Consider the following 25735-nt stretch of genomic DNA (forward strand, 5'->3'; position numbering starts at 1 on the left):
TCCCGGAGTTGAAAGAGCGGTCGGGTGTTGCTTTCGAGTCATGTGCCGACCGCTGTAACGGGACGGGCCCCGCGCATAGGCTGGAGTCAAGTTGGGCCTCGCCCAGCGCGAGGGGATGGACGGGACCCGTCGGCACCCTCCCCCTCGCAGCGGCCCAATGGAGGACGACATGCAGAAGTACGTCGTCGCGGCAGTGGCCACAGTGGCGGCGGTGATCGTGATCGTCGCCGGCGTCGTCGCGTTCGTCGCGCTCAGCAACGACAACTCGCACACGGCGGGCCGGGCCGCCCACTCCGCACCGGCGGCCACGCCGTCGACCTCGCACAAGCCCCGGCCGACCGTCACCGTCACCAGGCCGGCGCCGCAGCACACCGTCGTCGTCCCGCCGCCGACCCCCACCAGCGACGAGGACGCGAACTTCCTCGCGCTGATCGCATCGGACGGCATCAAGGCACCGGACGACTGGGCGATCAACGCGGGCCACGTCACCTGCGGCGAGGACTACGCCACCGCCTACGCCTACCTGACGGACGGCGGCATCTACCCGTACCACGTCCAGACCTTCCTGGACGACTGGACGACGACCCACGACGGCTGCTGACCGCTCCGCCCCCGCGACCTTACGGAGGGTCGCCGCCGGGGTGATCGCGGCGCTGGCGGACGGGTCGCTGCCCGCGGTGGCCGGCGCCCGCGTCCCGGTGGACGCGGGGTTCCGCGTCCTGACCGCGCCGTGAGGCGGGGCTAGGTGAGGACTTCGCTGGTCAGCAGGTCGGCGAAGTCCTTCTCGAACCGCTCGTAGGCGGTGCGGAGCTCGGGGCCGGGCCAGTCGGGCGGCAGGAGGGCGGGCGGCAGGAGCGGGTCGTGCAGCAGGTGGCGCAGGACGGCGGCGGCGAGCGTGAACCGCTCGGCGATCGTGCCCGCCCGCCCGATGGACGCGTGCAGGGCGCGGGCGGTGGACGTCCAGCCGTCGAGGTCCCAGAGGGCGCGGGCGAGGGCGGCGGGGTCCTCCTCGGGACGGCCGCCGAGGAAGGTGCACTGCCGGACGACCGTCTCGGGGCGCGGCCGGTCGAGGTTGGCGGGCCGCAGCCAGGTGCCCTCGCGCAGCTCGGCGAGGCGGAGCGCGGACATCGCCTGGCGGAGCGCGGCGCGGTCGGCGGCGGGGCGCCGCTCGGCGGTGATCACGGCGATCTCCCAGGTGCCGTCCCAGGAGCGGGTGCGGGGGCGGCGCGACTCGTCCTGGCGGGCCTGGCGCTGCAGGAGCCGGTCGGTGAGGGCGTACGTGCCGTCGGACTGGACGAGGTCGCCGGAGGTGACCATGCGCGACAGGGCGACCCGGATGGTGCCCTCGGCGATGCCGAACAGGTCGCCGACGCGGACGAGGTAGCGGGCGGGGAGCCGGGGCGGGTGCACGCCCAGCAGGGTGCTGAGCACGACCGAGCGGGCGGTGAGGGGGCGGATCTCGAGCGTGTCCATGGCTGTTCGGGACTTTATCCGGTGCCGCCCGGCGGCACCGGCGGACCGGGTCCGGCGGGCGGTGAGATTACAGTCTTCCATCACATGAATCAGAAGTGTAATGTCCGGGGCATGGCCTCTTACCTGATCGAGCCGTTCGACCGGCTCCCGTTCGGCGGCGCGGAGAAGGCCCGCCGGTACGCGACGGAGCGCTACCAGGGGGCGGCGGGCCTCAACTGGTACGACTGCGACCCGACGCTGCGGTTCCTGATGCGGCGCCACCTCGGCGACGGGTTCGGCTGGGCCGAGCCCCGGCTGCGCGAGACGGGCGCCCTGATGGGCGGCCCGGTGAACGCGTGGGCGGAGGAGACCGACCGGAACCCGCCGCGGCTGGAGAAGTACGACCGGTGGGGACGCGACGTCAGCGAGGTCGTGATGCCGGCGTCGTTCGAGGCGGCGCGCCGGGAGGTGGTCGCCGCCTCGTTCACCCGTCCCGACTTCATCGCCGAGGCCAGGGCGAACGGCGTCGACCCGGCGCCGATGGCCGTCGCCTGGAGCTACCTGCTCGACCAGGCCGACATCGGCATGGCGTGCGCGCTCGGCACCGGCGGGGACATGGTCGTCGGCCTCACCGAGCTGTTCGCGCCGGACGAGGTGAAGCGGCGCGTCCGGGAGATCTTCGCGGCCGGGGAGTTCTCCGGCGAGGCCGCGCAGATGCTCACCGAGCGGTCCGGCGGCTCCGACCTCGGCGCGCTGGAGTCGACCGCGTCCAAGGACGGCGACGCGTGGCGGCTGAACGGCCTGAAGTGGTTCGCCTCGAACGCCAACGGCTCGGCGTTCGTCGTCCTCGCGAAGTCGGAGGGCGCGGCGGACGGGGTGCGCGGCATCGCGCCGTTCCTGGTGCTGCGCGAGCGGCGGGACGGTTCGCGCAACGGCGTGCGGATCCGCCGGCTGAAGGACAAGCTCGGCACGCGCTCGGTGGCGTCCGCGGAGATCGAGTTCACCGACGCGGAGGCGTTCCTGCTGGCCCCGGCGTCCAGCTCGGGCGAGGGCGGCGACGGCAGGGGCCTCGCGCGGATGATGGAGCTGACCAACGGCGCGCGGCTCGGCATCTCGATGATGGGTCTCGGCTGCGCGCGCCGCTCGCTGGTCGAGTCGCTCTGCTACACGCGGGTCCGCGAGGCGTTCGGGGCGCCGCTCGCCGAGCAGCCGCTGATGCGCCGCAAGCTCGCCGAGATGATCGTGGAGACCGAGGCCGCGCAGGCGCTCGTCTTCGACGGTTATCTCGGTCGGGAGGTCGGTCGGGGTCGGTTGGTCGGGGAAAGAGAGCCGCGCCTGCGCATCGGCGCCGCGCTCATCAAGCTGCGCGCGGCCCGTCTCGGCGTGACGGCCGCGAGCGACGCCATCGAGATCCACGGCGGCAACGGCTACATCGAGCAGTGGCCGGTCGCGCGCATCCTGCGGGACGCGCAGGTCAACCCCATCTGGGAGGGCGGCGACAACATCCTGTGCCTGGACGTCCGCCGCGCCATCGAGCGGCAGGACGCGCACGAGCCGTTCCTCGACCGGCTCACCGAGGCCGTCCGGAGCGCGCCGGACGGCGACGACGCGACCGCCGACCTGGTGAACGCGCGGATCGGGCACGTCCGCGAGGCGATCGAGAGGTGGCGCGGCCTCGACCGGACGACCGCGGAGGCGCGGCTGTTCCCCCTCGCGCAGTACATGGCGGACGTGTACGCGGCGGCGCTGCTGCTGGAGCAGGCCGGCTGGGAGCGCGCCGACTCGGGCGGCGACCGCAAGGCGCTCGTCGCGCGGCTCTACGCTCGAAGGCACCTCGCCGACGCGGGCCCGCTGCGGGCGATCGACGCGCCGGCCGAGGACCTCGAACGGTTCAAGGACCTGGCGGACGGCGCGTTCGTCCACGTTGGAGAGTGACATGCCGGACCCTGCTCCTTCCGGAGGCCCGACCCCCCGGGAGGCCCCGCGCGTCCGCAGCGAGCGCCGCGGGCCGGTGACGACCGTGATCATGTCCCGTCCGGAGGTGCGGAACGCGGTGGACGGGGCGGCGGCGCGCGAGCTCGCGGCGGCGTTCCGGGCGTTCGACGCCGACCCGGACGCGAGCGTCGCCGTCCTGTGGGGCGAGGGCGGGACGTTCTGCGCGGGCGCCGACCTGAAGTCGATCGGCACGCCGGACAGCCCGCGGGTGGACGCCCCGCCCGCCGACGGCCCGCTCGGCTGCACCCGGATGCGGCTGTCCAAGCCGGTCATCGCGGCGGTCGCCGGGCACGCGGTCGCCGGGGGCCTGGAGCTGGCGCTCTGGTGCGACCTGCGGGTGGCCGAGGAGGACGCGGTGTTCGGCGTGTACTGCCGCAGGTGGGGCGTGCCGCTGGTGGACGGCGGGACGGTCCGGCTGCCCCGGCTGATCGGGACGAGCCGGGCCATGGACCTGATCCTGACCGGCCGTCCCGTCGGCGCGCGCGAGGCGTTCGACATCGGCCTGGCGAACCGGATCGTCCCGCCGGGGACGTCGCGCGAGGCGGCCGAGGAGCTGGCGGCGGAGATCGCCCGCTTCCCGCAGACCTGCATGCGCAACGACCGGATGTCCGTCCTGGAAGCGGAGGGCCTCCCTGAGGAGGAGGCGCTCGCCGCCGAGTACCGCCACGGCCTCGGCTCCCTGGCCGACGCCCTCGAAGGCGCCGGGAGGTTCGCCGCCGGCCACGGCCGCCACGGCACCTTTACTGACCTCGGCTGACGTCGCGGGCCCGCAGTACCACCGGCCCCGTCGAGTAACCCAGCGCTTACGGTCATGGGCGCGGCGCTCTAAGCTCAGGTCCGAGGACCCGGGCGTTGCGATCGCGCAGCGAGCCCCCAGGGCGAGCCGGAGCGATGCAGCGATCGCCGCAATGCCCGTTGAAGGAAGGCCCTCCGGGGCCTGACGCCGAGGGCAGTGCAAAAAGGAGCAGCATGACCTTGACGGTGGAGGAGGCGGGCCGGGCGCTCGCCGATCCGAGGGCGTACGCCGACGACGCGCGCCTGCACGAGGCGCTCGCGCTGCTGCGGCGCGAGTCGCCCGTGCAGTGGGTGGAGGCGCCGGGCTACACCCCCTTCTGGGCGATCACGAAGCACGCGGACGTGCTGGAGATCGAGCGCAACCACGAGATCTTCCTGAACGCGCCCCGCCCGCTGCTCGGCACCGCCGAGTTCGACGAGCTGAACCGGCAGCGGGCCGAGCAGGGCATCGCGCTGCGCACGCTGATCCACATGGACGACCCCGACCACCGGGTCATCCGGGCCATCGGCGCGGACTGGTTCCGGCCGCGCGCGATGCGGGCGCTCGAACCGCGGGTGAGGGAGCTGGCCAAGCGCTACGTCGACCGGATGGTCGAGCTCGGCGGCGAGTGCGACTTCGCGCGGCAGGTCGCGGCGCACTTCCCGCTGTACGTCATCCTGTCGCTGCTCGGCCTGCCCGAGAGCGACTTCGACCGGATGCTCAAGCTGACGCAGGAGCTGTTCGGCGGCGACGACGACGAACTGCAGCGCGGCCAGTCCAACGAGGAGAAGCTGCAGGTCCTGCTGGACTTCTTCGCCTACTTCCAGAGCCTGACCGAGGAGCGCCGCAAGCATCCGACCGACGACCTGGCGTCCGCCATCGCGAACGCACGGATCGACGGCGAGCCGCTCAACGACTTCGACACCGCCTCGTACTACGTCATCATCGCGACGGCCGGGCACGACACCACCAGCGCGACGATCGCGGGCGGCCTCCGGGCCCTCATCGAGCACCCCGACCAGCGCGAACGGCTCACGCGGAACCCGGAGCTGATGCCGCTGGCGGTGGACGAGATGATCCGCTGGGTCACGCCGGTGAAGGAGTTCATGCGGACCGCGACCCGCGACTACGACCTGCGCGGCGTCACGATCCGCAAGGGCGACGCGGTCCTGCTGTCCTACCCGTCGGCGAACCGCGACGAGGACGTGTTCGGCGACCCGTTCGCCTTCGACGTCGGACGCGACCCGAACAAGCACCTGGCGTTCGGGTTCGGCGTGCACTACTGCCTGGGCGCGGCGCTGGCCCGCATCGAGGTCCGCGCGTTCTTCGAGGAGCTGCTGCCGCGGCTCGGCTCGATCGAGTTCGCGGGCCGGGCGGAGAGCATCGCGACCACGTTCGTCGGCGGCCTGAAGCGGCTGCCCGTCCGCTACTCGCTGGCCTGAGAGGACTTCCGGTGCAGATCGACGCCGCGGTGCTGCGCGCCGCAGACGCCCCCTACACGATCGAGCGGGTCGAGCTCGCCGACCCCGGGCCGGGCGAGATCGTCGTCCGGATCGCGGGCGTCGGGATGTGCCACACCGACCTGATCGGGCGGGTGCCGGGCGACCTGGTCGCCAAGCCGGTGATCCTCGGGCACGAGGGGGCCGGGGTGGTCGAGGCGGTCGGGCCGGGCGTCGCCGGCGTCACCGCGGGCGACCACGTGGTCATGTCGTTCGACTCCTGCGGGACCTGCGCCAACTGCCGCGACGCGGTGCCCGGAGCGTGCCCGCAGATGGCGGCGCTCAACATGATCGCGATCCCGCTGGACGGCCGGCTCCGCGTCACCGACGCCGGCGGCAACGCGGTCAACAACCGGTGGTTCGGGCAGTCGTCGTTCGCGTCGCACGCGCTCGGCACCGTGCGGAACGTCGTCCCGGTGACCAGGGACGTGCCGCTGGAGAAGCTGGGGCCGCTCGGCTGCGGCGTGCAGACCGGCGCCGCGTCCGTGCTGATCTCGCTCGGCGTCCGCGCCGGCGACAGCCTCGCGGTGTTCGGCGCGGGCGCGGTCGGGCTCTCCGCGGTGATGGCGGCGAAGGTCGCGGGCGCCACCACGATCGTCGCGGTCGACCTGAACGACGCGCGCCTCGACCTGGCCCGCGAACTCGGCGCCACCCACACGATCAACGGCGCGGACGACGACATCGCCGGGCAGATCCGGGCGCTGTCGGGCGGCGAGGGCGTCCAGTACTCCTTCGACACGACCGCCGTCCCGTCCGTGGTGTCGACCGCGGTCGCGTCGCTGCGCACCACCGGCGTCTGCGGCCTGGTCGGCGTCGGCTCCGAGGACTACCGCCTCGACCCGAACCTGCTGCTCATGGGACGGACGGTCAAGGGCATCATCGAGGGCGACGCCGTCCCGCACACCTTCATCCCGAAGATGATCGACCTGTGGCGGCGCGGCCTGTTCCCGTACGACCGGCTCATCGCGAACTACCCGCTCGACCAGATCAACCAGGCCGAGGCGGACGCCGCGTCCGGCAAGGTCGTCAAGCCCGTCCTCATCCCCTAGACGACACGGTGCAGGAGGTCGCGGCCGGAGGCCAGGCGGCGGCAGTTCTCCGCCGCGACCTCGAAGTACCGGTCCCACGTCTCGCCGGTCAGCCACGCGACGTGCGGCATCACCACGACGCCGTCGAGCGCGAGCAGCGGGTTCTCCGGGCCGGTCGGCTCGCGCTCGAACACGTCCAGCCCGGCGCCGCCGAGATGCCCGGACGCCAGCGCCGCGACCAGCGCCGACTCGTCGACGACCGCGCCGCGCGCGGTGTTCACCACGATCGCGCCGGGCGGCAGCAGCGCGAGCCGCTCGGCGTTCAGCAGGTGGTGCGTCTCCTCGGTCAGCGGGATGTGCACCGACAGCACGTCGCTCGCCCGCAGCAGGTCGTCCAGCTCCCGCCAGGACGGGTCGTCGCGGCGCGGGCGGCGCGAGGTGTACAGGACGCGGGCGCCGATCGCCTCCAGCATCCCGCGCAGCAGCCCGGCGATCTCCCCGCCGCCGAGCAGCCCGACCGTCCGGCCCTTCAGCTCGCCGCCGACCAGCGACCGGTCGGCGGGCCAGCCCGCGCCGCGCCGCGTCCGCGCGTCGAACGCGACGAGCTTGCGCAGCGCGGCGAGCATCAGCAGCAGGCTCGTCTCCGCCACGGCCTGCGCGTTGCGGCCCGGCATGTTCGCGACCGCGATGCCGCGCGCGGCGGCGGCGTCCAGGTCGATGGTGTTCACCCCGGTGCCGAGCTTCTGGATCAGCCGCAGCTTCGGCGCCCGGTCCATGTCGTCGCCGGTCAGCGGCCGCAGCACGTGCCAGATGACCTCCGTCTCGGGCAGCAGCTCGTGCAGGCGGGCGTCGTCCTGCTCCGAGCAGCTGACGATGTCCAGGCCGGGCTCGGCGTGGTCCATGTCGTAGTGCAGCAACACCCGCATCCTGGTCCCTCTCGGTCGTTCACGTTCGCTGAACCCGGCGTCGCCGTCCGGTGCCCCGCGCATTATCTTTCCGATCGTGACGCATACCGCGAGCCCCGGAGGGGCCGCCCCCGACAGCCGGATCGCCTCCGTGCTGCGCTTCCTCGCCGAGATCGTCGCGTGGGTCGCCGCGCCGTGGGCCCTCGCCCCCCATTCGATCCTCCTCGCCGTGCTGGCGGACGTCGTGCTGATCGGCCTGCCGACGGTGTTCTCGACGCCCGGCGACAAGGCCCGCGTGATGGTCCCGGTGCCCGGCGCCGTGACGATCGCGCTGGTGCTGCTGCAGCTCGCCGCCGCGGTCGCCGCGTCGTGGGCGGCCGGGCCGATGCCCGTCGCGGTCGCCGTGACGGTGCTGTGCGCGGCGGTCGTCGTGTGCGAGCAGCCGCGCTGGCGGTGGTTGGTCCGCCGCGTCCCGGATAGGGAACCCGCATGACGGCACCCCGGCTTCCCGGCACGCCCATCGTCCAGGCGCCGATGGCGGGCGGCCCGTCCACGCCCGAACTCGCCGCCGCCGTGTCGGACGCCGGCGGGCTCGGCTTTCTCGCCGCCGGCTACAAGACCGCCGGCGCCATGCGCGCCGAGATCGACCGGACGCGCGAGCTGACGTCCCGGCCGTTCGGCGTCAACGTGTTCATGCCGTCGCTCGACGCCGTCGACCCCGCCGCCGTGGCCGCCTACCGCGACCTGCTCGCGCCGGAGGCGCGGCGGCTCGGCGTCGAGCCGGGCACGCCGTCCGGCCGCGACGACGCCTACGACGCGAAGATCACCGATCTGCTGTCAGACCCGCCCGCGTTCGTCAGCTTCACCTTCGGCTGCCCCGACACCGACGTGATCCGGGCGTTCCAGGAGCGCGGCACCGTCGTGGTCGTCACCGTGACGACCGCCGACGAGGCCCGGCGGTCGGCCGCCGCCGACGCGCTGTGCGTACAGGGCACCGAGGCCGGCGCGCACCGCGGCTCGTTCGCCAACACCCTCGACGGCGCGCTCCCGCTCCGCACCCTGCTGCGCGACGTGCTGGCCGTCACCGACCAGCCGGTCATCGCCGCCGGCGGCCTCGGCACGCCGGACGACGTCGCCGAGATCCTCTCCCTCGGCGCCGCCGCCGCCCAGCTCGGCACGGCCTTCCTGCGCTGCCCCGAGAGCGGCGCGAGCGCCGTGCACAAGGCCGCGCTCGCCGACCCCCGCTTCACCACCACCGCGCTGACCAGGGCTTTCAGTGGACGCCCCGCCCGCGGCCTGGTCAACCGCTTCCTCGCCGAGCACTCCGGCGACGCGCCCGCCGCCTACCCGGACGTCCACTACGTCACCTCGCCGCTCCGCAAGGCCGCCGCCGCCCAGGGCGATCCGGACACCGTCAACCTGTGGGCCGGCACCGCCTTCCGCGCCGCCACCGACGCCCCGGCCGCCGACGTCGTCGGGCACCTGGCGTCCCGCCTCTGACCCGCGCCCGCCCCGCCGGGCCGCGTCAGCCGACCGGGTCGTCCCGCAGGTTGCGCGGATGGCAGGCGACATGGCGCCCGTCGCGGATGAGCGCGGCGCCGCGCTCGAGATGGTCGGTGCCGTAGCCGCGGCGCTGCTGGTACGCCCAGTAGGCGGTGCGGGCCGGGTTCGTCCACCGCTCGAAGATCATGACCTCGCGGGTCTCCGGCCCGCCCGTGGCGTTGACGACGAGGTCACCGGGACCGAGCCGGGCGGGCGGGACGCGGTCGCAGTAGGACGTCAGGAGCGCGGCCGAGTTCGGGCCGGGCGCCGGTAACGCCAGCGCCATGGAGGCGTACCCCGACCCGTCGGCGCGGTAGCCCTGGTAGCTGCTCGCCTGGTCGTACGGCACCCGTCCCGGCGCGTGCGGGTGCCAGCTCTTCGCGCGCTCGACGACCTCATGACGGTAGATCGTGCGGACGGCGGCATGGGTGGCGCGCGCGGCCGAGGCGTGTGTCGGACCGTCCGGGGTCTCCTGCGCGTTGGTGCGCAGCGTCGTCCCGAGCAGCACACCGGCGCCCCCGGAGACGAGCACGCACCCGACCGCGGCGGCGATGAGCACGGCCTGCGGAACGCGCCTCCTCCGCGGCTCCGGGACCTCGGGCGCGGACGGGGTCTCCTCCGCGGTCGGCTCCGCGGGGCCGGTCGCGCCCAATGCGTCCGGTTCACCGTCCGGTGCGTCCGGGGCGCCGTCGGGCGCGGGCGCGGTGTCCGGCGTTCCGGACGCCGCCGCCGTCCGGGCCTGGTCGGCGACGTCCCAGAGGGCCTCCAGGCGGTGCCGGTCCCCGCCGCACAGCTGCGCCAGCGCCGTGACCGCGGTGCGCGGCAGGAAGGTCTCCCCGCCGAGCCACCGGCTCCACGACGACCTGCTGGCGTGCGTCCGGCGCTCCAGGGACCGCAGGTCGTGCCCGGACGCCCGCCGCAGGTCGCGCAGCTCGGTGAGCAGGACGCGCATCGCGTCCGGCAGGTCGTCGGGAAGGGGGGCCGGCGTGCGGCTTCGGCTCATCGGTGCATCTCCCGCAGGTCGGACCGCAGGCCCGGCAGCGGCCGCGGATAACGCCCAGGACTCTCCGTCGCGGCCGCCCATTATGCCCAGTCCGGCGGCCCGAATGGCCGGAACCGCGATCGTCGCCGTGCGTTCGCGAATGCGCACCAAGGGTGATCGGCGACGGCGTCCCGCAGGGGCCCGAATGTCCCGCCCGTGTCCCGTTCAGGGGGATGTCTCGCCTGGTCAGAGGCCTGGACCTGTCTCTTTGTCCCGATCTCGCCGCCGGGTCTGCACAACGGCGGAAAACGTTCCCTAACGTCTGCCGGGTCGATCGACGAACCCCTCACCGCGTCCCTTGCGGACGCAATTCAACGACCATTCACGGAGGTTCACCCAATGGCTTCCCCTCGGGCCGTCCTCATCGGCGCCGGCTCCCTCGCGCTCGCCGCCGGCACCGCCGCCGGGCTGATCGGGCTGACGTCCCCCGCCGAGCACGCCGCCGCGCCGCAGGGCGCGCGGCTGCAGGCCGACTCCGGCCGCACCGTCGCGGTCGCGGCCGTGCCGAAGGTCACCCGCGCCCAGGTCATCGCGCGGGCCAAGACCTGGCACCCGCACACCAGCAGCCGCGTCCCCTACAGCCAGTCCAGGACCCACGGCGGCTACCGCACCGACTGCTCGGGCTACGCGTCCATGGCCCTGCGGCTGCCCAAGCCCGGCCCGAACACGGTGGGCCTCGCGTCCTCGACCTACAGCAAGCGGATCTCGATGTCGCAGCTCAAGACGGGCGACCTGGTGATCGACGCGATCGGCAGCAACACCACCCGGCACGTCGTCATCTTCGAGAAGTGGACGAGCAGCAAGCACACCGCCTACTGGGCGTACGAGCAGCGCGGCCACTACGGCACCGACCACCGCACCCGCACCTACGGCCTGGCCAAGGGCAGCCAGTACAAGGCGTACCGCCCCAAGAACATCACCTGACCGCCGCCCCCCGCAGGCCCGGCCGGATCCGCCTCCGGCCGGGCCTTCCGGCGTCCGAGGCGTTCGCCGCCTGCTAGTGGCGCCGCGCCCAGGCGGCCTGGGACACCGTCCCGTCCAGGAGGACGGTGGCCAGCCGGGTCAACTCGTCGCGTTCGGCGGGGGACAGGCGCTCGGTGAGGCCGGCGACGCGGCGGGCGATCTCGGCGCCGGCGCGCTCGGTGAGCCGCTCGCCGTCCGGCGTGAGCGAGACGAGGACCGCCCGCCCGTCGTGCGGGGACGGGGACCGCTTCACCAGGCCGCGCTTCTCCGCGCGGCCGACGAGCCCGGTCATGGACGACTTGTCGAGCCCGAGATAGGTGGCGAGCTCCACCATGCCGGCCCGCCGGTCGCGCAGGATGCCCAGCAGCCGGATCTGGATGATCGACAGGTCGTGCTCGGAGCCGATGGCGGACAGGACGCCCTGGACCAGGAAGGACAGCTGGACGAGGGCGTCGACCGGGTCGAGGGGGCGGTCACAGGCGGGGTCGGCGGGGTCGGCGGGGTCGGTGGTCATGGTGGGCAGCCTAGTTGACGTAGTACGTGACCCCAACTACTTTGGCAAACTAGTACGTGACACCAACTAGCTCGGGGAGTCGCCATGCACGCCGCAGTCGTCCGATCGTTTGGCGCGCCGCCCCGGTACGAGGAGCTCCCGGCCCCCGTCCCCTCCGGAGAGCGCGAGGTCCTGGTGGACGTGCTGGCCGCCGGCCTGCATCCGCGGGTGCGCTCGTCCGCCGACGGCACCCACTACACCTCCGACGGCGTCCTGCCGATGGTCCCCGGCATCGACGCGGTCGGCCGCACGCCGGACGGCGAACTGCTCTACTTCGTCGCGCCCGACACCGCGCTCGGCACCATGGCCGAGCAGGCCGTCGTCGACCGGCGAAGGGCCGTCGTGCTGCCGGACGGCATCGATCCGGTGGCCGTGGCGGCGGCCATGAACCCGGGCATGTCCTCGTGGGTGGCGCTGCGCCGCCGTGCCCGCTTCGAGCCAGGCGGATCGGTGCTGGTGATGGGCGCGACCGGGAACGCCGGACGGCTCGCCGTCCAGATCGCCAAGCGCCTCGGTTCTGCCCGCGTCGTCGGCGCCGGACGCGACCCCGAGCGCCTCGAACCGCTGGCGAGGCTCGGCGCCGACGAGGCCGTCCGGCTGGGAAGCGAGGAGTTCGCGCGGGCGGCGGCGGACGTCGACGTCGTCATCGACTACCTGTGGGGCGCGCCGACGCAGGAGGCGATGCCCGCGCTGCTGCGGGCCCGCGCCGACCGGTCGAAGCCCCTGGCCTGGGTGCAGGTCGGGTCCGTTGCCGGGCCGGACATCACCTTGCCGTCGTTCCTGCTGCGCGCGGCGAATCTCACCATCATGGGCAGCGGTCAGGGGTCGGTGAGCACCGCGGGAATCGTCGCGGAGCTTCCGTCGCTCGCCGAGGAGATCGCGTCCGGAACCCTCGCCGTGGACGCCGTGCCGACGCCGCTCGACCAGGTCGAACAGGTCTGGAACGCGCCGGTCGTCCCCGGTCGCCGGGTCGTCCTGACGCCGGTGTCAGTGGAGTGAGCGGGCGCGGAGCAGGAGGCCCTGGAGGGTGTCCTGCTCGTCCTGGTTCAGGCCGGCCAGGGGCGAGTCCTTGGTGAGCAGTTCGAGGAGCCGCTCGCGCAGGGCCGTGCCTTCGGGGGTGAGGACGAGCTGCTTGGCGCGGCGGTCCAGCGGATGCGGGCGGCGCTCGACCAGGCCGCGCTTCTCCAGCTTGTCGATGACGAACGTGGCGTTGGACGGCTCGCAGCTCATCCGGTCGGCGAGGTCGCGCATCGTCATCGGCCCGGTCAGCTCGCGCAGCGCGGTGGCCTGGGGGCCGGTGAGCCCGAGCGTCGCGGCGCGCTCGCGGACGTGCTCCTCGATCTGCCGGGACAGCCCGTTCACCAGCCCGCACAGTTGCCGCTCGGCCGCCGCGGCGGCCTCCGCCTCGCTGCTCATGGCCCGAGCTTACATCAAGCTGCAATGGTTGCAGCTTGAATAGTTCTAGTTGTAAGTTTCCCGGTGCGGCGGCCGCAGGGCGCGGCCGTCCCGGAGGGAGACACCCATGCCCGCCACCGCCCGCGACCGCCTCGCCGCCGAGGCCGGCCCCGGCACGATCCGGCTCGGCGACCTGACGATCGGCTACGTGCCGGACGGCGCCGTCGCGCTCAAGCCCCGCGCCTGGCTCCCCGGCTCGACCGCCGAATTCTGGGACGCGCACCCCGAGTACCTCGACGCGTCCGGGAACCTCGTCGCGAGCATCGGCGGGCTGCTGGTCGAGCGCGGCGACCGCGCCCTGCTGATCGACGCCGGCCTCGGCCCCCGCTGCTGGCCCGACGACCCCGCCGAGCCGTTCGGCGCGGCCCACGGCGGCGGGCTGCTCGACGGCCTCGCCGCGCTCGGCCGCGACCCCGCGACCATCGAGGCCGTCGCCGTCACCCACCTGCACAGCGACCACGTCGGCTGGCTCTGGCCCGCGGCCCCCACCTGCCGCCCGCCGTTCGCCGAGGCGCGCGTCCTGCTCACCGAGGCCGAGTGGGAGCACCGGCACCTGTCGGGCACCGGCGCCGACATCCTCGACGGGTTCGCCGACCAGGTCCAGGCGGTCACCGACGGGGAGGAGATCTTCCCCGGCGTCCGGGTCCGGACGACGTACGGTCACACCGCCGGGCACGCCACGTACGAGATCACCTCGGGCGGACGGCGGCTCATCGCGTTCGGCGACGCGCTGCACAGCCCCGTCCAGATCGACCACCCGGAATGGTCCGCCGCGCCCGACCACGACCCGGTGCTGTCCGCCGACGTCCGCCGCCGCCTCGTCGCCGACCTCGCCGAACCCGGCACGATCGGCTTCGGCATCCACTTCGCCGACGTCCAGTTCGGACGCGTCGTCCCGGGCACCCCCGGCTGGCTCCCGGAGCCCCGATGACCGGGCCCGTCCCGCGCAGAGGACCCTGGCCCGCCGTCGTGACCGCCGCGCTCACCGCGACCGCGGCGGTGATGCCCGGGTTCGCGGTCGGCGCGTTCGCCCCGTCCATGCAGGAGACCCTGCACACGACGCGGACGACGCTGGGCCTGGCGATGAGCGCGTTCTACGCCGCGAGCGCGCTCGGCTCGCCCGTCGCGAAGCGGCTGGCCGCGCGGCTGCCCGTCCCGGCCGTCCTGTCGGCGGCGGCGATCGTCGCCGCGCTGGCGATGCTGGCCCTCTCGCGCGCCGGGCACGTAGCGGTGCTGTTCCCGGTGCTGGTCGTCGCGGGGCTCGCCAACGGGCTCGTCCAGCCCGCCGCCGGACGGCTCATCGCCGCCCGCGCCCCCGCCCGCCGCCGCTCCCTCGCCGCCGGGACGGTCGGCGCCGCGCTCGGCGCGGGCACCCTCGTCCCCGGCCTCCTCGTCGCGCTGGTCGTCCACCCCTACGGCTGGCGCGCCGCCATGACGATCGCCGGGCTGCTGGCGCTCGTCCCCGTCGCCCTTTCCCCGCTCACCCGCACGCCACCGGCCGAACGGCGGCGCGCGCCGAACGCGCCGGCGCCCATGCCCCGCGCCGTCCGGCGGACGCTGGTCCTGTGGGCGGCCGCGGCCGCGCTGTCGGCGACCGGCAACAACGCCGTGGCCTCCTACTTCGTGCAGCTCGGCGCGCATTCCGGGGTCCCGGACGCGCTGACCGGCGACCTGCTCGCGATGAGCGCGGTCATCGCGATCGCCGTCCGGCTGGCCGCGGGCGCGCTGGCCGACCGGGCGCCGCGGGGCGACCGCGCGGTCATCGCGGTGATGATGCTGAGCGGCGCCGCCGGCCTCGCGCTGATCGCGGCCGGCTCCCCGGTCACGTTCCTCGCCGGCGCCGTCCTGGCGTTCTCCGCCGGTTGGGGCTGGACGGGCCTGCTGCTGTCGGCGGCGCTGCGCCTCCTGCCGGATCGCGCCGAGAACGCGGGCCACACCGTCCAGGTCGGCGTCTACACCGGCGCGACGATCGCCCCGTTCACGTTCGGCGCCCTGTCGGCGTCGCTCGGCTTCGCCGCGGCGGCGCTGCTCGCGGCGGTGGCAGCGCTCGCCGCCGCATCCCTCATGGCCACGACCACGGGATCGGCCCGCGAACTCGCGGTGGACGGACCGGCCGTGCGGACGTGCTCATGAGGTCGCGGGCAGAACGCGGCCGGTGACCTCGCCGAGACCGATGCGGGCGCGGCCCGGTCCGGGCGCTGTGGCGGAGATCGTGACCGTGTCGCCGTCCTCCAGGAACGTGCGCGGCTCGCCGCCGACCTCGATCGGCTCCTTCCCGCCCCAGGTCAGCTCGATGAACGCGCCGCGCTGGTCCTTCTCCGGGCCCGACACCGTCCCCGACGCGAACAGGTCGCCGGTGCGGGACGCGGCGCCGTTCACCGTCATGTGCGCGAGCATCTGCGCGGGCGACCAGTACATCTCCCGGTACGGCGGGCGCGACACCACCTGCCCGTTCCACTCCACGACCAGCTCCAGATCGAGGCCCCACGGGTCCTTCTCCCGCAGGTAGGGGAGCGGTTCGGGGTCCTGCAGCGGCGTCGGGACGCGGGCGGCCTCCAGCGCGAGCAGCGGCACCACCCATGGCGACACCGACGTCGCGAAGCTCTTGCCGAGGAACGGCCCGAGCGGCACGTACTCCCACGCCTGGATGTCGCGCGCCGACCAGTCGTTGACCAGCACGACCCCGAAGACGCGCTCGGCGAACTCGTCCACGCCCACCGGGGCGCCGAGCGGCGAGCCGGTGCCGACGACGAACCCGACCTCCGCCTCGATGTCCAGGCGGCGGCACTCCCCGAACGTCGGCGCTGCCTCGTCCGGCGCCTTGCGCTGCCCGCTCGGCCGGACGATCCCGGTCCCGGACGGCACGACCGTCCCCGCGCGGCCGTGGTAGCCGACGGGCAGGTGCTTCCAGTTCGGCATCAGCGGCTCGGCGTCCGGCCGGAACAGCCGCCCGAGGTTGGACGCGTGGTGCTCGGAGGCGTAGAAGTCGACGTAGTCGGCGACCTCGAACGGCAGGTGCAGCGTCACCGCGTCCAGCGAGTGGACGGCGTCACCGGGCAGGTCGTCGGTCACGGCGTCCAGGATGTGCTCGCGGACCTCGACCCACCGCTCGTGGCCCTGCTCCATGAACGCGTTGAGCGACGGCCAGGAGAACACGTCGTCGCCGAAGACGGCGGCGAGGTCGACGACCCAGTCCGCCACCCGGACGCCGACGCGCGGCTCGCCCCCCGCCGGCGCGAACACCCCGTACGGCAGGTTGTCGAGCCCGTAAAGCGAACCATCCGGAACCGAAATGCGGGTCATGCAACTTCCTTGAGGAGGGAGGGCGCCAGGAGGCCGAGGGCGGCGAGTTCGGTCAGGGGGTCGGTGATGCTGCACGTGCCGAACGACAGGAAGCGGGAGCGGGCGAACGCCGCGCGGGCCTCGCCCAGGCCGGCGACGCGGGCGGCGATCAGCGCGGCGTCGCGGTCGGCCAGGATCGCGCCGAGCTCGGCGGGCCCGGCGCCGTGCATCGCGGCGTCGGTGGCGAGCAGCAGGTTGAGGAACCCGTGCTGGTGGAAGCCCGTCTCCGGGTCGGTGTTGCGCACCGGGTGGTGCAGCCCGGCGGTCGCCTTGAACGGGACGCCGGCGCGCACGGCGGCGACGACCGCGGCGGCCAGCTCGTCCGGGCCCGGGTACAGGTTCGCGTGCACGCCGCCGGTGCGGAACTTGGCGCGGTGCCCGGTCGCGGCGAGCGCCTCGATGATCGCGGGACGGCGCTCGTCGCGCGGGACCTCGACGAACACCGGGACGTCGAGGAGCTCCAGCCCGTGCACCAGGTCGGCCGCCGTCATCCCGGTGGGCACCGCGACCTCGACGGCGTGCACGTCGACGGGCAGGTCGGCGGCGGCCGCGACGGCCTTGGCGGCCTGCGCCGGGCCGTTCGGCGCGGTGATCGACAGGTCCAGCGGGTCGCTGGTGACCAGCGGGTAGAGCTGGTCCAGCGCGGTCGCGGGCAGCACGAGCGGCCCGACGAGCGCGGCGTAGGGGGCGGCCCGGTGCCGGCGGTGGGCCGGGACGGCGTCGGCGAGCGGCGCGAGTCCGGGCGGGAACACCGCCGCGTCGTCGCACAGGCCGCGCGCGAACGCGGGCAGGTCGCTCATGCGTTCCGCCTCCCCGCCCACGTCCACGCGTACGCGGGATCCTCGCAGGCCAGGCCGCCCTCGCCGAGTTCGAGCGGGCGGAAGGTGTCGACCATGACGGCCAGCTCGTCGAAGAACTCGGCGCCGATGCTGCGCTCGTAGGCGCCGGGCTGCGGGCCGTGCGCGAGGCCGCCGGGGTGGACCGAGACCGAGCCCGGCCCGATGCCGGAGCCCTTGCGCGCCTCGTAGTCGCCGCCGCAGTAGAACATGATCTCGTCGGAGTCGACGTTGGAGTGGTAGTAGGGCACCGGGATCGACAGCGGGTGGTAGTCCACCTTGCGCGGGACGAAGTTGCACACCACGAAGTTGTGGCCCTCGAACACCTGGTGGACGGGCGGCGGCTGGTGGACGCGGCCGGTGATCGGCTCGAAGTCGTGGACGCTGAGGGTGAACGGGTACAGGCAGCCGTCCCAGCCGACCACGTCGAACGGGTGCCGCGCGTAGGTGAAGCGGGTGCCGCCGATGCCGCGCGAGGTGCGGTGCTTCACGAGGACCTCGACGTCGGTGCCCTCGGCGGTGAGGACCTCGCCGGGGCCGTGCAGGTCGCGCTCGCAGTAGGGGGCGTTCTCCAGGAACTGCCCGAACCGCGACAGGTATCGCTTGGGCGGCGCGATGTGCCCGGTGGCCTCGATGACGTAGGCGCGCAGCGGCTCGCCGGTGTCGGAGCCTTCCGGCAGCCAGCGGTGCGTGGTCGAGGTCGGGATCACGACGTAGTCGCCCTGCTTCGCGGCGACCGCCCCGAAGATCGTCTCGACGGTCGCGGCGCCGGACTCGACGTACACGATCTCGTCGCCGGTCGCGTTGCGGTACAGCGGCGACTCCGTGGCGGACACGACGTAGGAGAGCCGCACGTCGTCGTTGCCGAGGATCAGCCGGCGGCCCGTCACGACGTCGGTGTCCGCCCACGCCTCCTTGGGGAACAGCTCGTGCAGCTTGAGGTGGCGCGGCTTGAGCGGGTGGTTGGGCGTGGTGGCGGCGTCCGGGACGTCCCAGACCCGCGAGTCGACGATCGCGGACGGGATCTCCCGGTGGTACAGCAGGGAGGAGTCGGAGGTGAAGCCCTCCTCGCCCATCAGCTCCTCGAAGTAGAGCCGGTCCGACGCGTCCCGGTGCTGGGTGTGCCGCTTCGGCGGCACGTCCCCGACCCGCCGATAGTGGGCCATGGGTCCCTCGCCTCCCTGGGTGATTAATGCGTGTACTACTTTCTTGCGACACTACGTCGCCCGGCGGGGGCTGAAAAGACCCCCGAGCCGCCCGGCGGCGGCCGGGACCGGCCCGGCTAGCTGCGCTCGCGGACGTCGAACCGGTGCCGGCCCGCGATCAGCTTGTCCAGCAGCATGATCAGCATCCGCTGCTCGGTCTCGGTGAGCACCTCCGCCCACTGGCGTTCCCGCTCGTGCTGGCCCGCGAAGATCTCCAGCATCCGGCGGCGGCCGTCGTCGGTCAGCGACAGGATCACCGAGCGGCCGTCCCGCTCGCCCGGCGTGCGCACCATCATCCCGTCCGCGACCAGCGTCTTGGCCAGGTTCGACACGGCGGCGCGGCTCATCCCGGCGAGCGTGGCGGCGCGCCCCGGCTCCAGCGGGCCGGCCAGCCAGGTCACGAACAGCAGCCGGAACCCCGCCCAGGAGTGCCCGCGCGGCCGGTGCACCGTGGACTCCAGGTCGTAGGTGACGATCGCCGACGCCCGGTTCAGCGTCAGCAGCAGCCGGGTCGCGAGCCGGTCGGGGAAGCCGAACTCGTCGGCCAGCCGGCCGCCCGCGAGATCGACGAACGACCAGAAGTCCAGGTCCTCGCGCTCGTCGTCCATGCCCGCCACCCTAATCCCGCGTCCCGGCCCCAAGTAGTTCAACGATTTATCATCTCTCCCCTCCGGCGCTCCGGGCACGCCCGGCCCGTCCGGGCAGGTGTCGCCGCGGCGATCATGGGGAGGCTCCACCAGGACGCGGGGGAGTTTCGGAGGGGACATGGCGACGGTCGCGGACCAGTTCATCCAGGTGCTGCGCCAGGCGGGCGTGCGGCGCATCTACGGCGTGGTGGGCGACAGCCTCAACCCGATCGTGGACGCCGTCCGGCGCACCGGCGGCGACATCGAGTGGGTGCACGTCCGCAACGAGGAGGCGGGCGCGTTCGCCGCCGCGGCCGAGGCGCAGACCACCGGACGGCTCGCCGTCTGCGCGGGCAGCTGCGGGCCCGGCAACACGCACCTGATCCAGGGCCTCTACGACGCGCACCGGTCGGGCGCGCCCGTCCTGGCGCTGGCCTCGCAGATCCCGAGCACCCAGATCGGCAGCGGCTATTTCCAGGAGACCCATCCCGAGCGGCTGTTCACCGAATGCAGCCACTACTGCGAGCTGATCAACGGACCGGGACAGATGCCGCGCATCCTGCGCACCGCGATCCAGCACGCCGTCGGTCTGGGCGGCGTCGCCGTCCTCGCCCTTTCCGGCGACATCGCCAGCAAGGACGCCGAGAACCCCACCGGCGAGCACGACTTCCTCGTCCGGAAGGGCATCGTGAAACCGCCCGCCGACCAGGTGGACGAATTGGCCCGCGCGCTCAACCGCGCCCGCAAGCCGATGCTGTTCTGCGGGTCCGGTGTGCAGAACGCGCATGCCGAGGTCATGCAGCTCGCGCACAAACTGCTCTCGCCCGTCGGGCACGCGCTGCGCGGCAAGGAATGGATCCAGTACGACAACCCGTTCGACGTCGGAATGAGCGGGCTTCTCGGCTACGGCGCCTGCTACGAGGCGATGCAGGAGGCCGACCTCGTGCTCCTGCTCGGCACCGACTTCCCGTACGACCCGTTCCTTCCGGGCCGGCACACGATCCAGGTGGACGACGATCCCGCCAAGCTGGGCCGCCGCACGCCGCTCACGCTCGCCGTCCACGGCGACATCGGCGAAACGCTCCGGCTCGTCATGGACAAGGTGGAGCAGAAACGCGACCAGTCCTACCTGGACGAAATGCTGCACCGGCATGCCCGCTCGCTGGAGAACGTCGTCTCCGCCTATACGCGCGACATCGAGAAGCACACCCCGATCCATCCCGAGTACGTCGCGGACGTTCTGGACGACCTCGCCGCCGACGACGCGATATTCACCGTCGACACCGGAATGTGCAACGTCTGGGTCGCCCGCTACATCACCCCGAACGGCCGCCGCCGCGTGATGGGCTCGTTCGTCCACGGCTCAATGGCGAACGCCCTGCCGCACGCGATCGGCGCCCAGTACGGCGCGCCCGGCCGCCAGGTCATCTCCGTCTCCGGTGACGGCGGCCTCGGCATGCTGCTCGGCGAGATCCTGACCGTGAAACTGCACCGTATCCCGGTCAAGATAATCCTCTTCAACAACGCGTCGCTCGGCATGGTGCGCCTCGAAATGATGGTGGACGGCCTGCCGTCCTACGAGACCGACCACGAGGCCGTCGACTACGCCGCCATCGCCCAGGCCGCCGGGATCGAGGCCGCGCGCGTGGAACGGCCCGCCGACGTCCGCGACGCGATGGCGACCGCCCTCGCCGCGCCCGGGCCCTACCTCCTGGACGTCGTCACCGACCCCAACGCCCTGTCGATACCGCCGCACATCACGCCGGCGCAGGTCAAGGGCTTCGCGCTCGCCGCCGGCAAGACCGTCCTCACCGGCGGCGTCGGCAAGATGCTCGACCTGGCCCGCAGCAACCTCCGCAACATCCCGCGGCCCTGACCGCCGGTCACGGCCATCCGAGCTGGTTCACGTCGGTGCCCTCGGGCAGCGGGCGCCGGATCGTCCACAGCGGCCGGACGTGCGACTTCGCCATCTTCCACCGCCCGTCCTCGAGGACGTACGCGTCGTCGTACTCGGCGGTCATGAGCAGTTCGGTTCCGTCGACCCGGTTCACCTGACGAAAACGCAGCGTCCAGACTCCGGATGCCGATACATCGTCGATCAGCGTGATGACGGGATGGAAGCCGTGGTGCATGTCGAGCACCGCGTACCGGCCGTCCACCTTGCTCAGCGCGATCTCGGCGAACACCCGCGCCAGCTCGTCGGCGTCCTCGAACGTGCCGAGCGAGCCGTAGTCGATCGACGCGGGCCCGGAAACGAAGCAGTCCCGGAACGCGGCCGGATCCTTGCCGTCGCACGCGCGCCAGTACCGGTACTTGAGGGCCTTGATCGCCTCGACCCGCTCCAGGTCGGCCGTCCGCTGCTCCAGGGAGCGTTCCGCCGCGACCTCCGCCATGCCGAGCCCCTCTCCGAGTGGATCACCGAACGCTAGCCGCGCGGCGCGACCGGCGCGGCGGACGCTCCCGCCCACCGGGAACCCGGCCGCCGATCACTCCGCGACCATGCCGCGGGCGTGGGCGACGAACCGGCGGAGCGCGGGGTTGCGGTCGTCGCGGTGCCAGGCCAGGGCGATCGGGACGGTCGGGACGGGATCGGCGAAGCGCCGGACGACGACGCCCGGGACCGACAGCGTGCCCGCCTTGCCCTCGGTGATGAAGGTGATGCCGTGCCCCTGCGCCACCGCGTGCAGCATCCGCTCCTCCTCGGGCTCCCAGTGCGCGACGGGCGGCCGGACCCCGTCGCCGAAGACCTGGTCGAGCATCCGGTCCCACATGCCGGGGCCGTGCTCGCGCGGCCACCAGACCAGCGGGCGCCCGGTCACGTCGGCGGTGCGGAGCCGCCGCCTGCGGGCCAGCGGGTCGTCGCCGCGGACCGCCGCCACGATCGCCTCGGTGCCGATCTCCAGGACGGCCAGGTCGTCGCCCCGGTCGATGGGCGGCCGGACGAACGCCGCATCGATCGCCCGCTCCCGCAGCCGCTGCTCGTGCAGGGCGGTGAAGCCGCTGGTGAGCTGGAGGTCGACGGCGGGGTTCGCGGCCCGGAAGCCGTCGACGAGATCGGTGACGGCGCCGCCGGGCGCCGAGCGGGTGAGGCTGACGGTGAGCCGCCCCGCCTCGCCGCTCGCGTGCCGCCGCACCAGCTCGGCGGCGGCGTCGGCGCGGGCCAGGACGTCGCGGGCGGCGGGCAGCAGCGCGGCCCCGGCCTCGGTCAGCGCGACGCCGCGCCGGTTGCGGGCGAACAGCTCCGCGCCGAGCTCGCGCTCGAACGCCTTGATCTGCTGGCTCAGCCCGGGCTGGGCGACGTGCAGCCGCTGCGCGGCCCGGCCGTAGTGCAGCTCCTCGGCGACCGCCACGAAATACCGCAGATGCCGCAGCTCCATGCCACCGACGATAGCCGGTGATAACTCCGGCTTCTCACAGACGAAGAACCAGGACTTGGACGCCGCCGCCGGACGCGTGGCGGAATGGCCGCATGGTCACCGCAACGACAAGCCCGCGCGCCGCCGGGACGGCCGGCGCCCGGCAGTGGATCGCCCTCGGATCGGTACTGCTCGCGACGTTCATGGGACTGCTGGACGCGAGCATCGTGACGGTCGCCGTCCCGTCCATCCAGCACGGGCTTGGCGCCTCGTTCGGCGAGGTGCAGTTCGTCGCCGCCGGATACACGCTGGCGTACGCGGTCGGCCTGGTGACCGGCGGGCGCCTCGGCGACCTGTACGGGCGGCGGCGCAGCTTCCTGGCCGGGGTGCTGCTGTTCCTCGTCACCTCGATGCTGTGCGCGGCGGCGCCGTCCGCCCCGTTGCTGATCGGCGCCCGCGTGCTGCAGGGACTGGCCGCCGCGGTGATGCTGCCGCAGGTCCTGTCGATCATCCAGGCGTCCTTCACCGGCTCCGCGCGGGCGAGCGCCCTCGGCCTGTACGGGGCGACGATCGGGCTGGCCTCGATCTCCGGGCAGATCGTCGGCGGCGCGCTGCTCGCCTGGAACCCGCTCGGGCTCGGCTGGCGCTCGACGTTCCTGGTCAACGTCCCGATCGGGCTGGCCGCCCTGCTCGTCGCGGGCGCGACCGTCGCCGAGGGACGCGGCGCGCGCTCCCGCCTCGACCTCGGCGGGGCCGGGATCCTCGGGCTCGCCCTGGTCGGCCTGCTGCTCCCGGCGGCGCTCGGCGGGCCGGTGTGGAGCCTGCCGATCCCGCCGGCGGGGGCGGCGCTGCTGGTCGCCTTCGGGTTCTTCGAGCGGCGGCAGGCGAACCCGCTGGTGCCGATGCGGCTGCTCGCCCAGCGGCGGATGGTGCGCGGCCTGGTCACGGTCCTGGCCTTCTACGCGGGCAACGCCGGGCTGTTCCTGCTGCTGGCCTACCACCTGCAGTCGGGGCTCGGGCAGAGCCCGCTGCGGAGCGGGATGATCTTCGCGCCGCTCGGGGTCGGGTTCGCGGTCGCCAGCGTCACCGGCCGCAGCCGCGCGGCGCTGGTGCCGGGCGCGGCGCTGATGGCGGTGAGCCTCGCCGCGATGCTGCTGATCGTCGGCACCGTCCACGGCCACGCGCAGATCGGCTGGCTGCTGCCCGCGCTGGCGGTCTCCGGGATCGGCGAGGGACTGGTCGCGGCGCCCCTGATCGGCAAGATCCTCGCCGGTGTCGACCCGGCGGACGGCGGCGCGGCCAGCGGCGTGCTGCTCACCGCGACGCAGGTCGCGAACGCGGCGGGGGTCGCGCTGATCGGCGGCCTGTTCGCGGGCGCGCTCGGCGCGACCCCCGGCACTCCGGGGACGCCGCCGTCCGCCTACGACCACGCGACCATGATCACGATCGCCGTCGTGCTGGCCCTGGCCGCCGTCACCGGCCTGCTGGCCCGCACCCTCTCCGACCGCTGAGCGCCCCCCCGGTCCCGCCGGACGTGGTGGGATGGGGGCGTGACCGTGGAGGAGAGCAACCGCCGGATGCTGCGGGCGCGGGACGCCATGGACCGCGCCTACGCGCAGCCGCTGGACGTCCCGGCGCTGGCCCGGATCGCCCACGTGTCGCCGACCCACTTCACGCGGACGTTCCGGGCGACGTTCGGCGAGACGCCGCACCGCTACCTGCAGCGCCGCCGCGTGGAGCGGGCCATGTTCCTGCTGCGGGAGACCGACCGCAGCGTCACCGACATCTGCTTCGCGGTCGGCTTCGGCAGCCTCGGCACGTTCAGCCGCACCTTCCGCGGCATCGTCGGCCGGTCGCCGCGGCAGTACCGCCGGGAGTCGGTGCCCGCGGACGTGCCGACCTGCTTCACGATGGCCTGGACGAGGCCGAGCGGCGGCTGAGTCGTTTCGGATAAGTTTTTCCGGCCCGCGCTCACTAGCGTGAGGTGCATGTTCAACGCGATCACGCATTCCCAGATCTACGTCCTCGACCAGGACGCGGCCCTCGACTTCTACGTCGGCAAGCTCGGCCTGGAGGTCAGCGCCGACGTCGACATGGGCTTCATGCGCTGGCTCACGATCAGCGTCCCCGGCGACCCCGAGCGCAACATCCTGCTGGAGAAGCCGGGGCCGCCGTCGCTGTCGGAGGAGACGGCCGCGCAGGTCCGCGAGCTGCTGACCAAGGGCGCGGTGGGCGGCCATCTCATCTTCGGCACCGACGACTGCCGCAAGACCTACGAGACGCTGCGGAGCCGGGGCGTGGAGTTCACCGAGGAGCCCACCGAACGCCCGTACGGGATCGACGCCGCCCTGCGCGACCCGTTCGGCAACAGCATCCGCTTCACCCAGCGCACCCCCTGACCCAGCGCACCCCTGACCCCAGCGCACGCCGCTACCTTCGGTGACGGGGCGCGTCCCTTACAGAGTGGTGACGGGCGCCGCTAGGGCTCGATGGTGATGTTCATGGCGGCGGCCAGTGCGAAGAGGAGGCCCTGGGCGTCGGTGGCGGGGACGATCGCGCCGGCGAAGCTCTGGACGCCCCTGACCCCGTAGAGGTCGCAGCCAGACAGGCGGGTGCCCTTCATCGTGGCGTTGCTGAACTGGGCGCCGGCCAGCTTGCACCGTTCGAAGCGGACGCCGGACAGGTCGGCCTCCTGGAAGTTGGCGTCACCGAGGTTGCAGTCGCGGAAGACGACGTTCTTGAACCGGCTGAAGCGGTAGGACGACAGGTCGGCGCGGCAGTCGCGGAACAGGACGTCCCGCAGCGTCGAGCCGGTCATCGCGGTGCCGGTGAGGCGGCTGCCCTCGATCAGCGTGCGGTGCAGGCGCGCGTCGGTGAGGCGGAGGTTCGCCAGGTCGCAGCCGGTGAACTCGGCGTCGGTGAACTCGGCCCGGCGCATGGCGGTGCCGGCCAGGCGCGTCTCGCGGAAGCGGCAGCGGTCGAACTCGACGTCCTCCGCGTCGCGGGCGGACAGGTCGAGCGGCCCGTACTCCGCGGACAGGTACACGCCGTCGTCGGCGAGGCCGTCGTCCGCGGGCGCGAGGGTGCCGGGGAGCTTGGGGGATGCGGGTTCCTTGGGACGCGTCGCGCGCGTGTTGGCCGGCATCCGCCCGACCTTATCG

At 73.6% G+C, this 25735-nt stretch carries 27 protein-coding genes; 15 read left to right on the forward strand and 12 right to left on the reverse strand.

The annotated features are described in order from the left end of the window. Nucleotides 1-169: 169 nt before the first annotated feature. Complete coding sequence (locus tag QP089_RS29285; protein WP_285915766.1) at nt 170-601, forward strand: DUF732 domain-containing protein; 432 nt, start codon at nt 170-172, stop codon at nt 599-601. Between the two features lie 140 nt (nt 602-741). On the opposite strand, the gene QP089_RS29290 is transcribed toward QP089_RS29285, so the two are convergent. Then, nucleotides 742-1473, reverse strand: coding sequence for a PaaX family transcriptional regulator C-terminal domain-containing protein (locus tag QP089_RS29290; RefSeq protein ID WP_285915768.1), 732 nt, complete (start codon nt 1471-1473; stop codon nt 742-744). Between the two features lie 111 nt (nt 1474-1584). On the opposite strand from QP089_RS29290, the gene QP089_RS29295 reads away from it, so the two are divergent. The 4 genes from QP089_RS29295 to QP089_RS29310 all read left to right on the forward strand — a co-directional run bounded on the left by QP089_RS29295 (nt 1585) and on the right by QP089_RS29310 (nt 6770). Next, the gene (locus tag QP089_RS29295; RefSeq protein ID WP_285915769.1) at nt 1585-3387 is read left to right on the forward strand and encodes an acyl-CoA dehydrogenase family protein; all 1803 of its coding nucleotides are present in this window, start codon (nt 1585-1587) and stop codon (nt 3385-3387) included. A gap of 1 nt (nt 3388) precedes the next feature. Then, nucleotides 3389-4204, forward strand: a complete 816-nt coding sequence (locus tag QP089_RS29300) for a crotonase/enoyl-CoA hydratase family protein (protein ID WP_285915771.1) — start codon at nt 3389-3391, stop codon at nt 4202-4204. Between the two features lie 212 nt (nt 4205-4416). Then, entirely contained in the window at nt 4417-5664 is a 1248-nt protein-coding gene (locus QP089_RS29305) for a cytochrome P450 (protein WP_285915772.1), read from the forward strand. Nucleotides 5665-5675: 11 nt separating this feature from the next. After that, a complete protein-coding gene (locus QP089_RS29310) occupies nt 5676-6770 on the forward strand; it encodes an NAD(P)-dependent alcohol dehydrogenase (protein ID WP_285915773.1) in 1095 nt (364 codons plus the stop codon). Here the strand turns inward: QP089_RS29310 and QP089_RS29315 are convergent. Then, on the reverse strand, nt 6767-7675 hold the full coding sequence (locus QP089_RS29315; RefSeq protein ID WP_285915774.1) for an NAD(P)-dependent oxidoreductase: 909 nt from the start codon (nt 7673-7675) through the stop codon (nt 6767-6769). The genes QP089_RS29310 and QP089_RS29315 overlap by 4 nt on opposite strands. Nucleotides 7676-7751: 76 nt before the next feature. Here QP089_RS29315 and QP089_RS29320 point away from each other — a divergent pair, with 76 nt between their 5' ends. Next, nucleotides 7752-8147, forward strand: a complete 396-nt coding sequence (locus QP089_RS29320; protein ID WP_285915776.1) for a hypothetical protein — start codon at nt 7752-7754, stop codon at nt 8145-8147. Beyond that, a complete protein-coding gene (locus QP089_RS29325; protein ID WP_285915778.1) occupies nt 8144-9154 on the forward strand; it encodes a nitronate monooxygenase in 1011 nt (336 codons plus the stop codon). Before QP089_RS29320 ends, QP089_RS29325 begins: the two co-directional genes overlap by 4 nt. A gap of 25 nt (nt 9155-9179) precedes the next feature. Here the strand turns inward: QP089_RS29325 and QP089_RS29330 are convergent, their stop codons facing one another. Beyond that, on the reverse strand, nt 9180-10199 hold the full coding sequence (locus QP089_RS29330) for a helix-turn-helix domain-containing protein (RefSeq protein ID WP_285915779.1): 1020 nt from the start codon (nt 10197-10199) through the stop codon (nt 9180-9182). Between the two features lie 378 nt (nt 10200-10577). Here QP089_RS29330 and QP089_RS29335 point away from each other — a divergent pair, with 378 nt between their 5' ends. After that, nucleotides 10578-11162, forward strand: coding sequence for an NlpC/P60 family protein (locus QP089_RS29335; RefSeq protein ID WP_285915780.1), 585 nt, complete (start codon nt 10578-10580; stop codon nt 11160-11162). 73 nt (nt 11163-11235) lie between these two features. Here QP089_RS29335 and QP089_RS29340 read toward each other — a convergent pair whose 3' ends face one another. Next, the gene (locus QP089_RS29340; protein WP_285915783.1) at nt 11236-11715 is read right to left on the reverse strand and encodes a MarR family winged helix-turn-helix transcriptional regulator; all 480 of its coding nucleotides are present in this window, start codon (nt 11713-11715) and stop codon (nt 11236-11238) included. An 84-nt stretch (nt 11716-11799) separates the two neighbouring features. Between QP089_RS29340 and QP089_RS29345 the strand changes: the two genes are divergently transcribed. Further along, the gene (locus QP089_RS29345) at nt 11800-12753 is read left to right on the forward strand and encodes a quinone oxidoreductase family protein (RefSeq protein ID WP_285915786.1); all 954 of its coding nucleotides are present in this window, start codon (nt 11800-11802) and stop codon (nt 12751-12753) included. On the opposite strand, the gene QP089_RS29350 is transcribed toward QP089_RS29345, so the two are convergent. Further along, nucleotides 12742-13170 carry a MarR family winged helix-turn-helix transcriptional regulator gene (locus tag QP089_RS29350; RefSeq protein WP_285915788.1) on the reverse strand — a complete coding sequence of 143 codons (429 nt, stop codon included), beginning with the start codon at nt 13168-13170 and terminating at the stop codon, nt 12742-12744. The genes QP089_RS29345 and QP089_RS29350 overlap by 12 nt on opposite strands. A 106-nt stretch (nt 13171-13276) precedes the next feature. Here QP089_RS29350 and QP089_RS29355 point away from each other — a divergent pair, with 106 nt between their 5' ends. Both QP089_RS29355 and QP089_RS29360 read left to right on the forward strand, forming a co-directional pair. Continuing rightward, entirely contained in the window at nt 13277-14140 is an 864-nt protein-coding gene (locus tag QP089_RS29355) for an MBL fold metallo-hydrolase (RefSeq protein WP_285915790.1), read from the forward strand. Beyond that, nucleotides 14137-15342, forward strand: a complete 1206-nt coding sequence (locus QP089_RS29360) for an MFS transporter (RefSeq protein ID WP_285915791.1) — start codon at nt 14137-14139, stop codon at nt 15340-15342. Before QP089_RS29355 ends, QP089_RS29360 begins: the two co-directional genes overlap by 4 nt. Here QP089_RS29360 and fahA read toward each other — a convergent pair. The 4 genes from fahA to QP089_RS29380 form a co-directional block, all read right to left on the reverse strand. Further along, nucleotides 15337-16512 carry a fumarylacetoacetase gene (gene fahA / locus QP089_RS29365; RefSeq protein ID WP_285915794.1) on the reverse strand — a complete coding sequence of 392 codons (1176 nt, stop codon included), beginning with the start codon at nt 16510-16512 and terminating at the stop codon, nt 15337-15339. The genes QP089_RS29360 and fahA overlap by 6 nt on opposite strands. Continuing rightward, on the reverse strand, nt 16509-17351 hold the full coding sequence (locus QP089_RS29370) for a hypothetical protein (RefSeq protein WP_285915795.1): 843 nt from the start codon (nt 17349-17351) through the stop codon (nt 16509-16511). The genes fahA and QP089_RS29370 overlap by 4 nt, the downstream gene beginning before the upstream one ends. Next, nucleotides 17348-18553 carry a homogentisate 1,2-dioxygenase gene (locus tag QP089_RS29375; RefSeq protein ID WP_285915796.1) on the reverse strand — a complete coding sequence of 402 codons (1206 nt, stop codon included), beginning with the start codon at nt 18551-18553 and terminating at the stop codon, nt 17348-17350. The genes QP089_RS29370 and QP089_RS29375 overlap by 4 nt, the downstream gene beginning before the upstream one ends. A 116-nt stretch (nt 18554-18669) precedes the next feature. Next, nucleotides 18670-19200, reverse strand: coding sequence for a MarR family winged helix-turn-helix transcriptional regulator (locus tag QP089_RS29380; RefSeq protein WP_285915797.1), 531 nt, complete (start codon nt 19198-19200; stop codon nt 18670-18672). Nucleotides 19201-19357: 157 nt separating this feature from the next. Between QP089_RS29380 and QP089_RS29385 the strand changes: the two genes are divergently transcribed. Then, nucleotides 19358-21094 carry a pyruvate dehydrogenase gene (locus tag QP089_RS29385; RefSeq protein ID WP_285915798.1) on the forward strand — a complete coding sequence of 579 codons (1737 nt, stop codon included), beginning with the start codon at nt 19358-19360 and terminating at the stop codon, nt 21092-21094. Nucleotides 21095-21101: 7 nt separating this feature from the next. Here QP089_RS29385 and QP089_RS29390 read toward each other — a convergent pair whose 3' ends face one another. Then, complete coding sequence (locus tag QP089_RS29390; RefSeq protein WP_285915799.1) at nt 21102-21611, reverse strand: nuclear transport factor 2 family protein; 510 nt, start codon at nt 21609-21611, stop codon at nt 21102-21104. Between the two features lie 93 nt (nt 21612-21704). Then, nucleotides 21705-22595, reverse strand: coding sequence for a LysR family transcriptional regulator (locus tag QP089_RS29395; RefSeq protein ID WP_285915801.1), 891 nt, complete (start codon nt 22593-22595; stop codon nt 21705-21707). 92 nt (nt 22596-22687) lie between these two features. Between QP089_RS29395 and QP089_RS29400 the strand changes: the two genes are divergently transcribed. From QP089_RS29400 to QP089_RS29410, 3 genes are read left to right on the forward strand one after another with little or no spacing between them, the layout of a single operon-like run. Next, a complete protein-coding gene (locus QP089_RS29400; RefSeq protein WP_285915802.1) occupies nt 22688-24085 on the forward strand; it encodes an MFS transporter in 1398 nt (465 codons plus the stop codon). Between the two features lie 39 nt (nt 24086-24124). Then, nucleotides 24125-24514: a helix-turn-helix domain-containing protein gene (locus tag QP089_RS29405; RefSeq protein ID WP_353070632.1), complete on the forward strand. Its 390-nt coding sequence runs from the start codon at nt 24125-24127 to the stop codon at nt 24512-24514. Between the two features lie 48 nt (nt 24515-24562). Further along, nucleotides 24563-24973, forward strand: a complete 411-nt coding sequence (locus tag QP089_RS29410; protein ID WP_285915803.1) for a VOC family protein — start codon at nt 24563-24565, stop codon at nt 24971-24973. A gap of 80 nt (nt 24974-25053) precedes the next feature. Here the strand turns inward: QP089_RS29410 and QP089_RS29415 are convergent, their stop codons facing one another. Then, entirely contained in the window at nt 25054-25719 is a 666-nt protein-coding gene (locus tag QP089_RS29415) for a pentapeptide repeat-containing protein (protein WP_285915805.1), read from the reverse strand. Nucleotides 25720-25735: the final 16 nt, after the last annotated feature.

Source organism: Actinomadura opuntiae, from assembly GCF_030283205.1.
Lineage (GTDB): Bacteria > Actinomycetota > Actinomycetes > Streptosporangiales > Streptosporangiaceae > Spirillospora.

Excerpts from the sequence above, each read along its gene's own strand:
- QP089_RS29390 (WP_285915799.1), bottom strand. The coding sequence starts at position 21,611 with ATGGCGGAGGTCGCGGCGGAACGCTCCCTGGAGCAGCGGACGGCCGAC.
- QP089_RS29415 (WP_285915805.1), bottom strand. The coding sequence starts at position 25,719 with ATGCCGGCCAACACGCGCGCGACGCGTCCCAAGGAACCCGCATCCCCC.
- QP089_RS29325 (WP_285915778.1), top strand. The coding sequence starts at position 8,144 with ATGACGGCACCCCGGCTTCCCGGCACGCCCATCGTCCAGGCGCCGATG.
- QP089_RS29340 (WP_285915783.1), bottom strand. The coding sequence starts at position 11,715 with ATGACCACCGACCCCGCCGACCCCGCCGACCCCGCCTGTGACCGCCCC.
- QP089_RS29345 (WP_285915786.1), top strand. The coding sequence starts at position 11,800 with ATGCACGCCGCAGTCGTCCGATCGTTTGGCGCGCCGCCCCGGTACGAG.
- QP089_RS29360 (WP_285915791.1), top strand. The coding sequence starts at position 14,137 with ATGACCGGGCCCGTCCCGCGCAGAGGACCCTGGCCCGCCGTCGTGACC.
- QP089_RS29295 (WP_285915769.1), top strand. The coding sequence starts at position 1,585 with ATGGCCTCTTACCTGATCGAGCCGTTCGACCGGCTCCCGTTCGGCGGC.
- fahA (WP_285915794.1), bottom strand. The coding sequence starts at position 16,512 with ATGACCCGCATTTCGGTTCCGGATGGTTCGCTTTACGGGCTCGACAAC.
- QP089_RS29285 (WP_285915766.1), top strand. The coding sequence starts at position 170 with ATGCAGAAGTACGTCGTCGCGGCAGTGGCCACAGTGGCGGCGGTGATC.
- QP089_RS29385 (WP_285915798.1), top strand. The coding sequence starts at position 19,358 with ATGGCGACGGTCGCGGACCAGTTCATCCAGGTGCTGCGCCAGGCGGGC.
- QP089_RS29335 (WP_285915780.1), top strand. The coding sequence starts at position 10,578 with ATGGCTTCCCCTCGGGCCGTCCTCATCGGCGCCGGCTCCCTCGCGCTC.
- QP089_RS29315 (WP_285915774.1), bottom strand. The coding sequence starts at position 7,675 with ATGCGGGTGTTGCTGCACTACGACATGGACCACGCCGAGCCCGGCCTG.
- QP089_RS29395 (WP_285915801.1), bottom strand. The coding sequence starts at position 22,595 with ATGGAGCTGCGGCATCTGCGGTATTTCGTGGCGGTCGCCGAGGAGCTG.
- QP089_RS29305 (WP_285915772.1), top strand. The coding sequence starts at position 4,417 with ATGACCTTGACGGTGGAGGAGGCGGGCCGGGCGCTCGCCGATCCGAGG.
- QP089_RS29400 (WP_285915802.1), top strand. The coding sequence starts at position 22,688 with ATGGTCACCGCAACGACAAGCCCGCGCGCCGCCGGGACGGCCGGCGCC.
- QP089_RS29330 (WP_285915779.1), bottom strand. The coding sequence starts at position 10,199 with ATGAGCCGAAGCCGCACGCCGGCCCCCCTTCCCGACGACCTGCCGGAC.
- QP089_RS29380 (WP_285915797.1), bottom strand. The coding sequence starts at position 19,200 with ATGGACGACGAGCGCGAGGACCTGGACTTCTGGTCGTTCGTCGATCTC.
- QP089_RS29350 (WP_285915788.1), bottom strand. The coding sequence starts at position 13,170 with ATGAGCAGCGAGGCGGAGGCCGCCGCGGCGGCCGAGCGGCAACTGTGC.
- QP089_RS29290 (WP_285915768.1), bottom strand. The coding sequence starts at position 1,473 with ATGGACACGCTCGAGATCCGCCCCCTCACCGCCCGCTCGGTCGTGCTC.
- QP089_RS29410 (WP_285915803.1), top strand. The coding sequence starts at position 24,563 with ATGTTCAACGCGATCACGCATTCCCAGATCTACGTCCTCGACCAGGAC.
- QP089_RS29370 (WP_285915795.1), bottom strand. The coding sequence starts at position 17,351 with ATGAGCGACCTGCCCGCGTTCGCGCGCGGCCTGTGCGACGACGCGGCG.
- QP089_RS29355 (WP_285915790.1), top strand. The coding sequence starts at position 13,277 with ATGCCCGCCACCGCCCGCGACCGCCTCGCCGCCGAGGCCGGCCCCGGC.
- QP089_RS29375 (WP_285915796.1), bottom strand. The coding sequence starts at position 18,553 with ATGGCCCACTATCGGCGGGTCGGGGACGTGCCGCCGAAGCGGCACACC.
- QP089_RS29300 (WP_285915771.1), top strand. The coding sequence starts at position 3,389 with ATGCCGGACCCTGCTCCTTCCGGAGGCCCGACCCCCCGGGAGGCCCCG.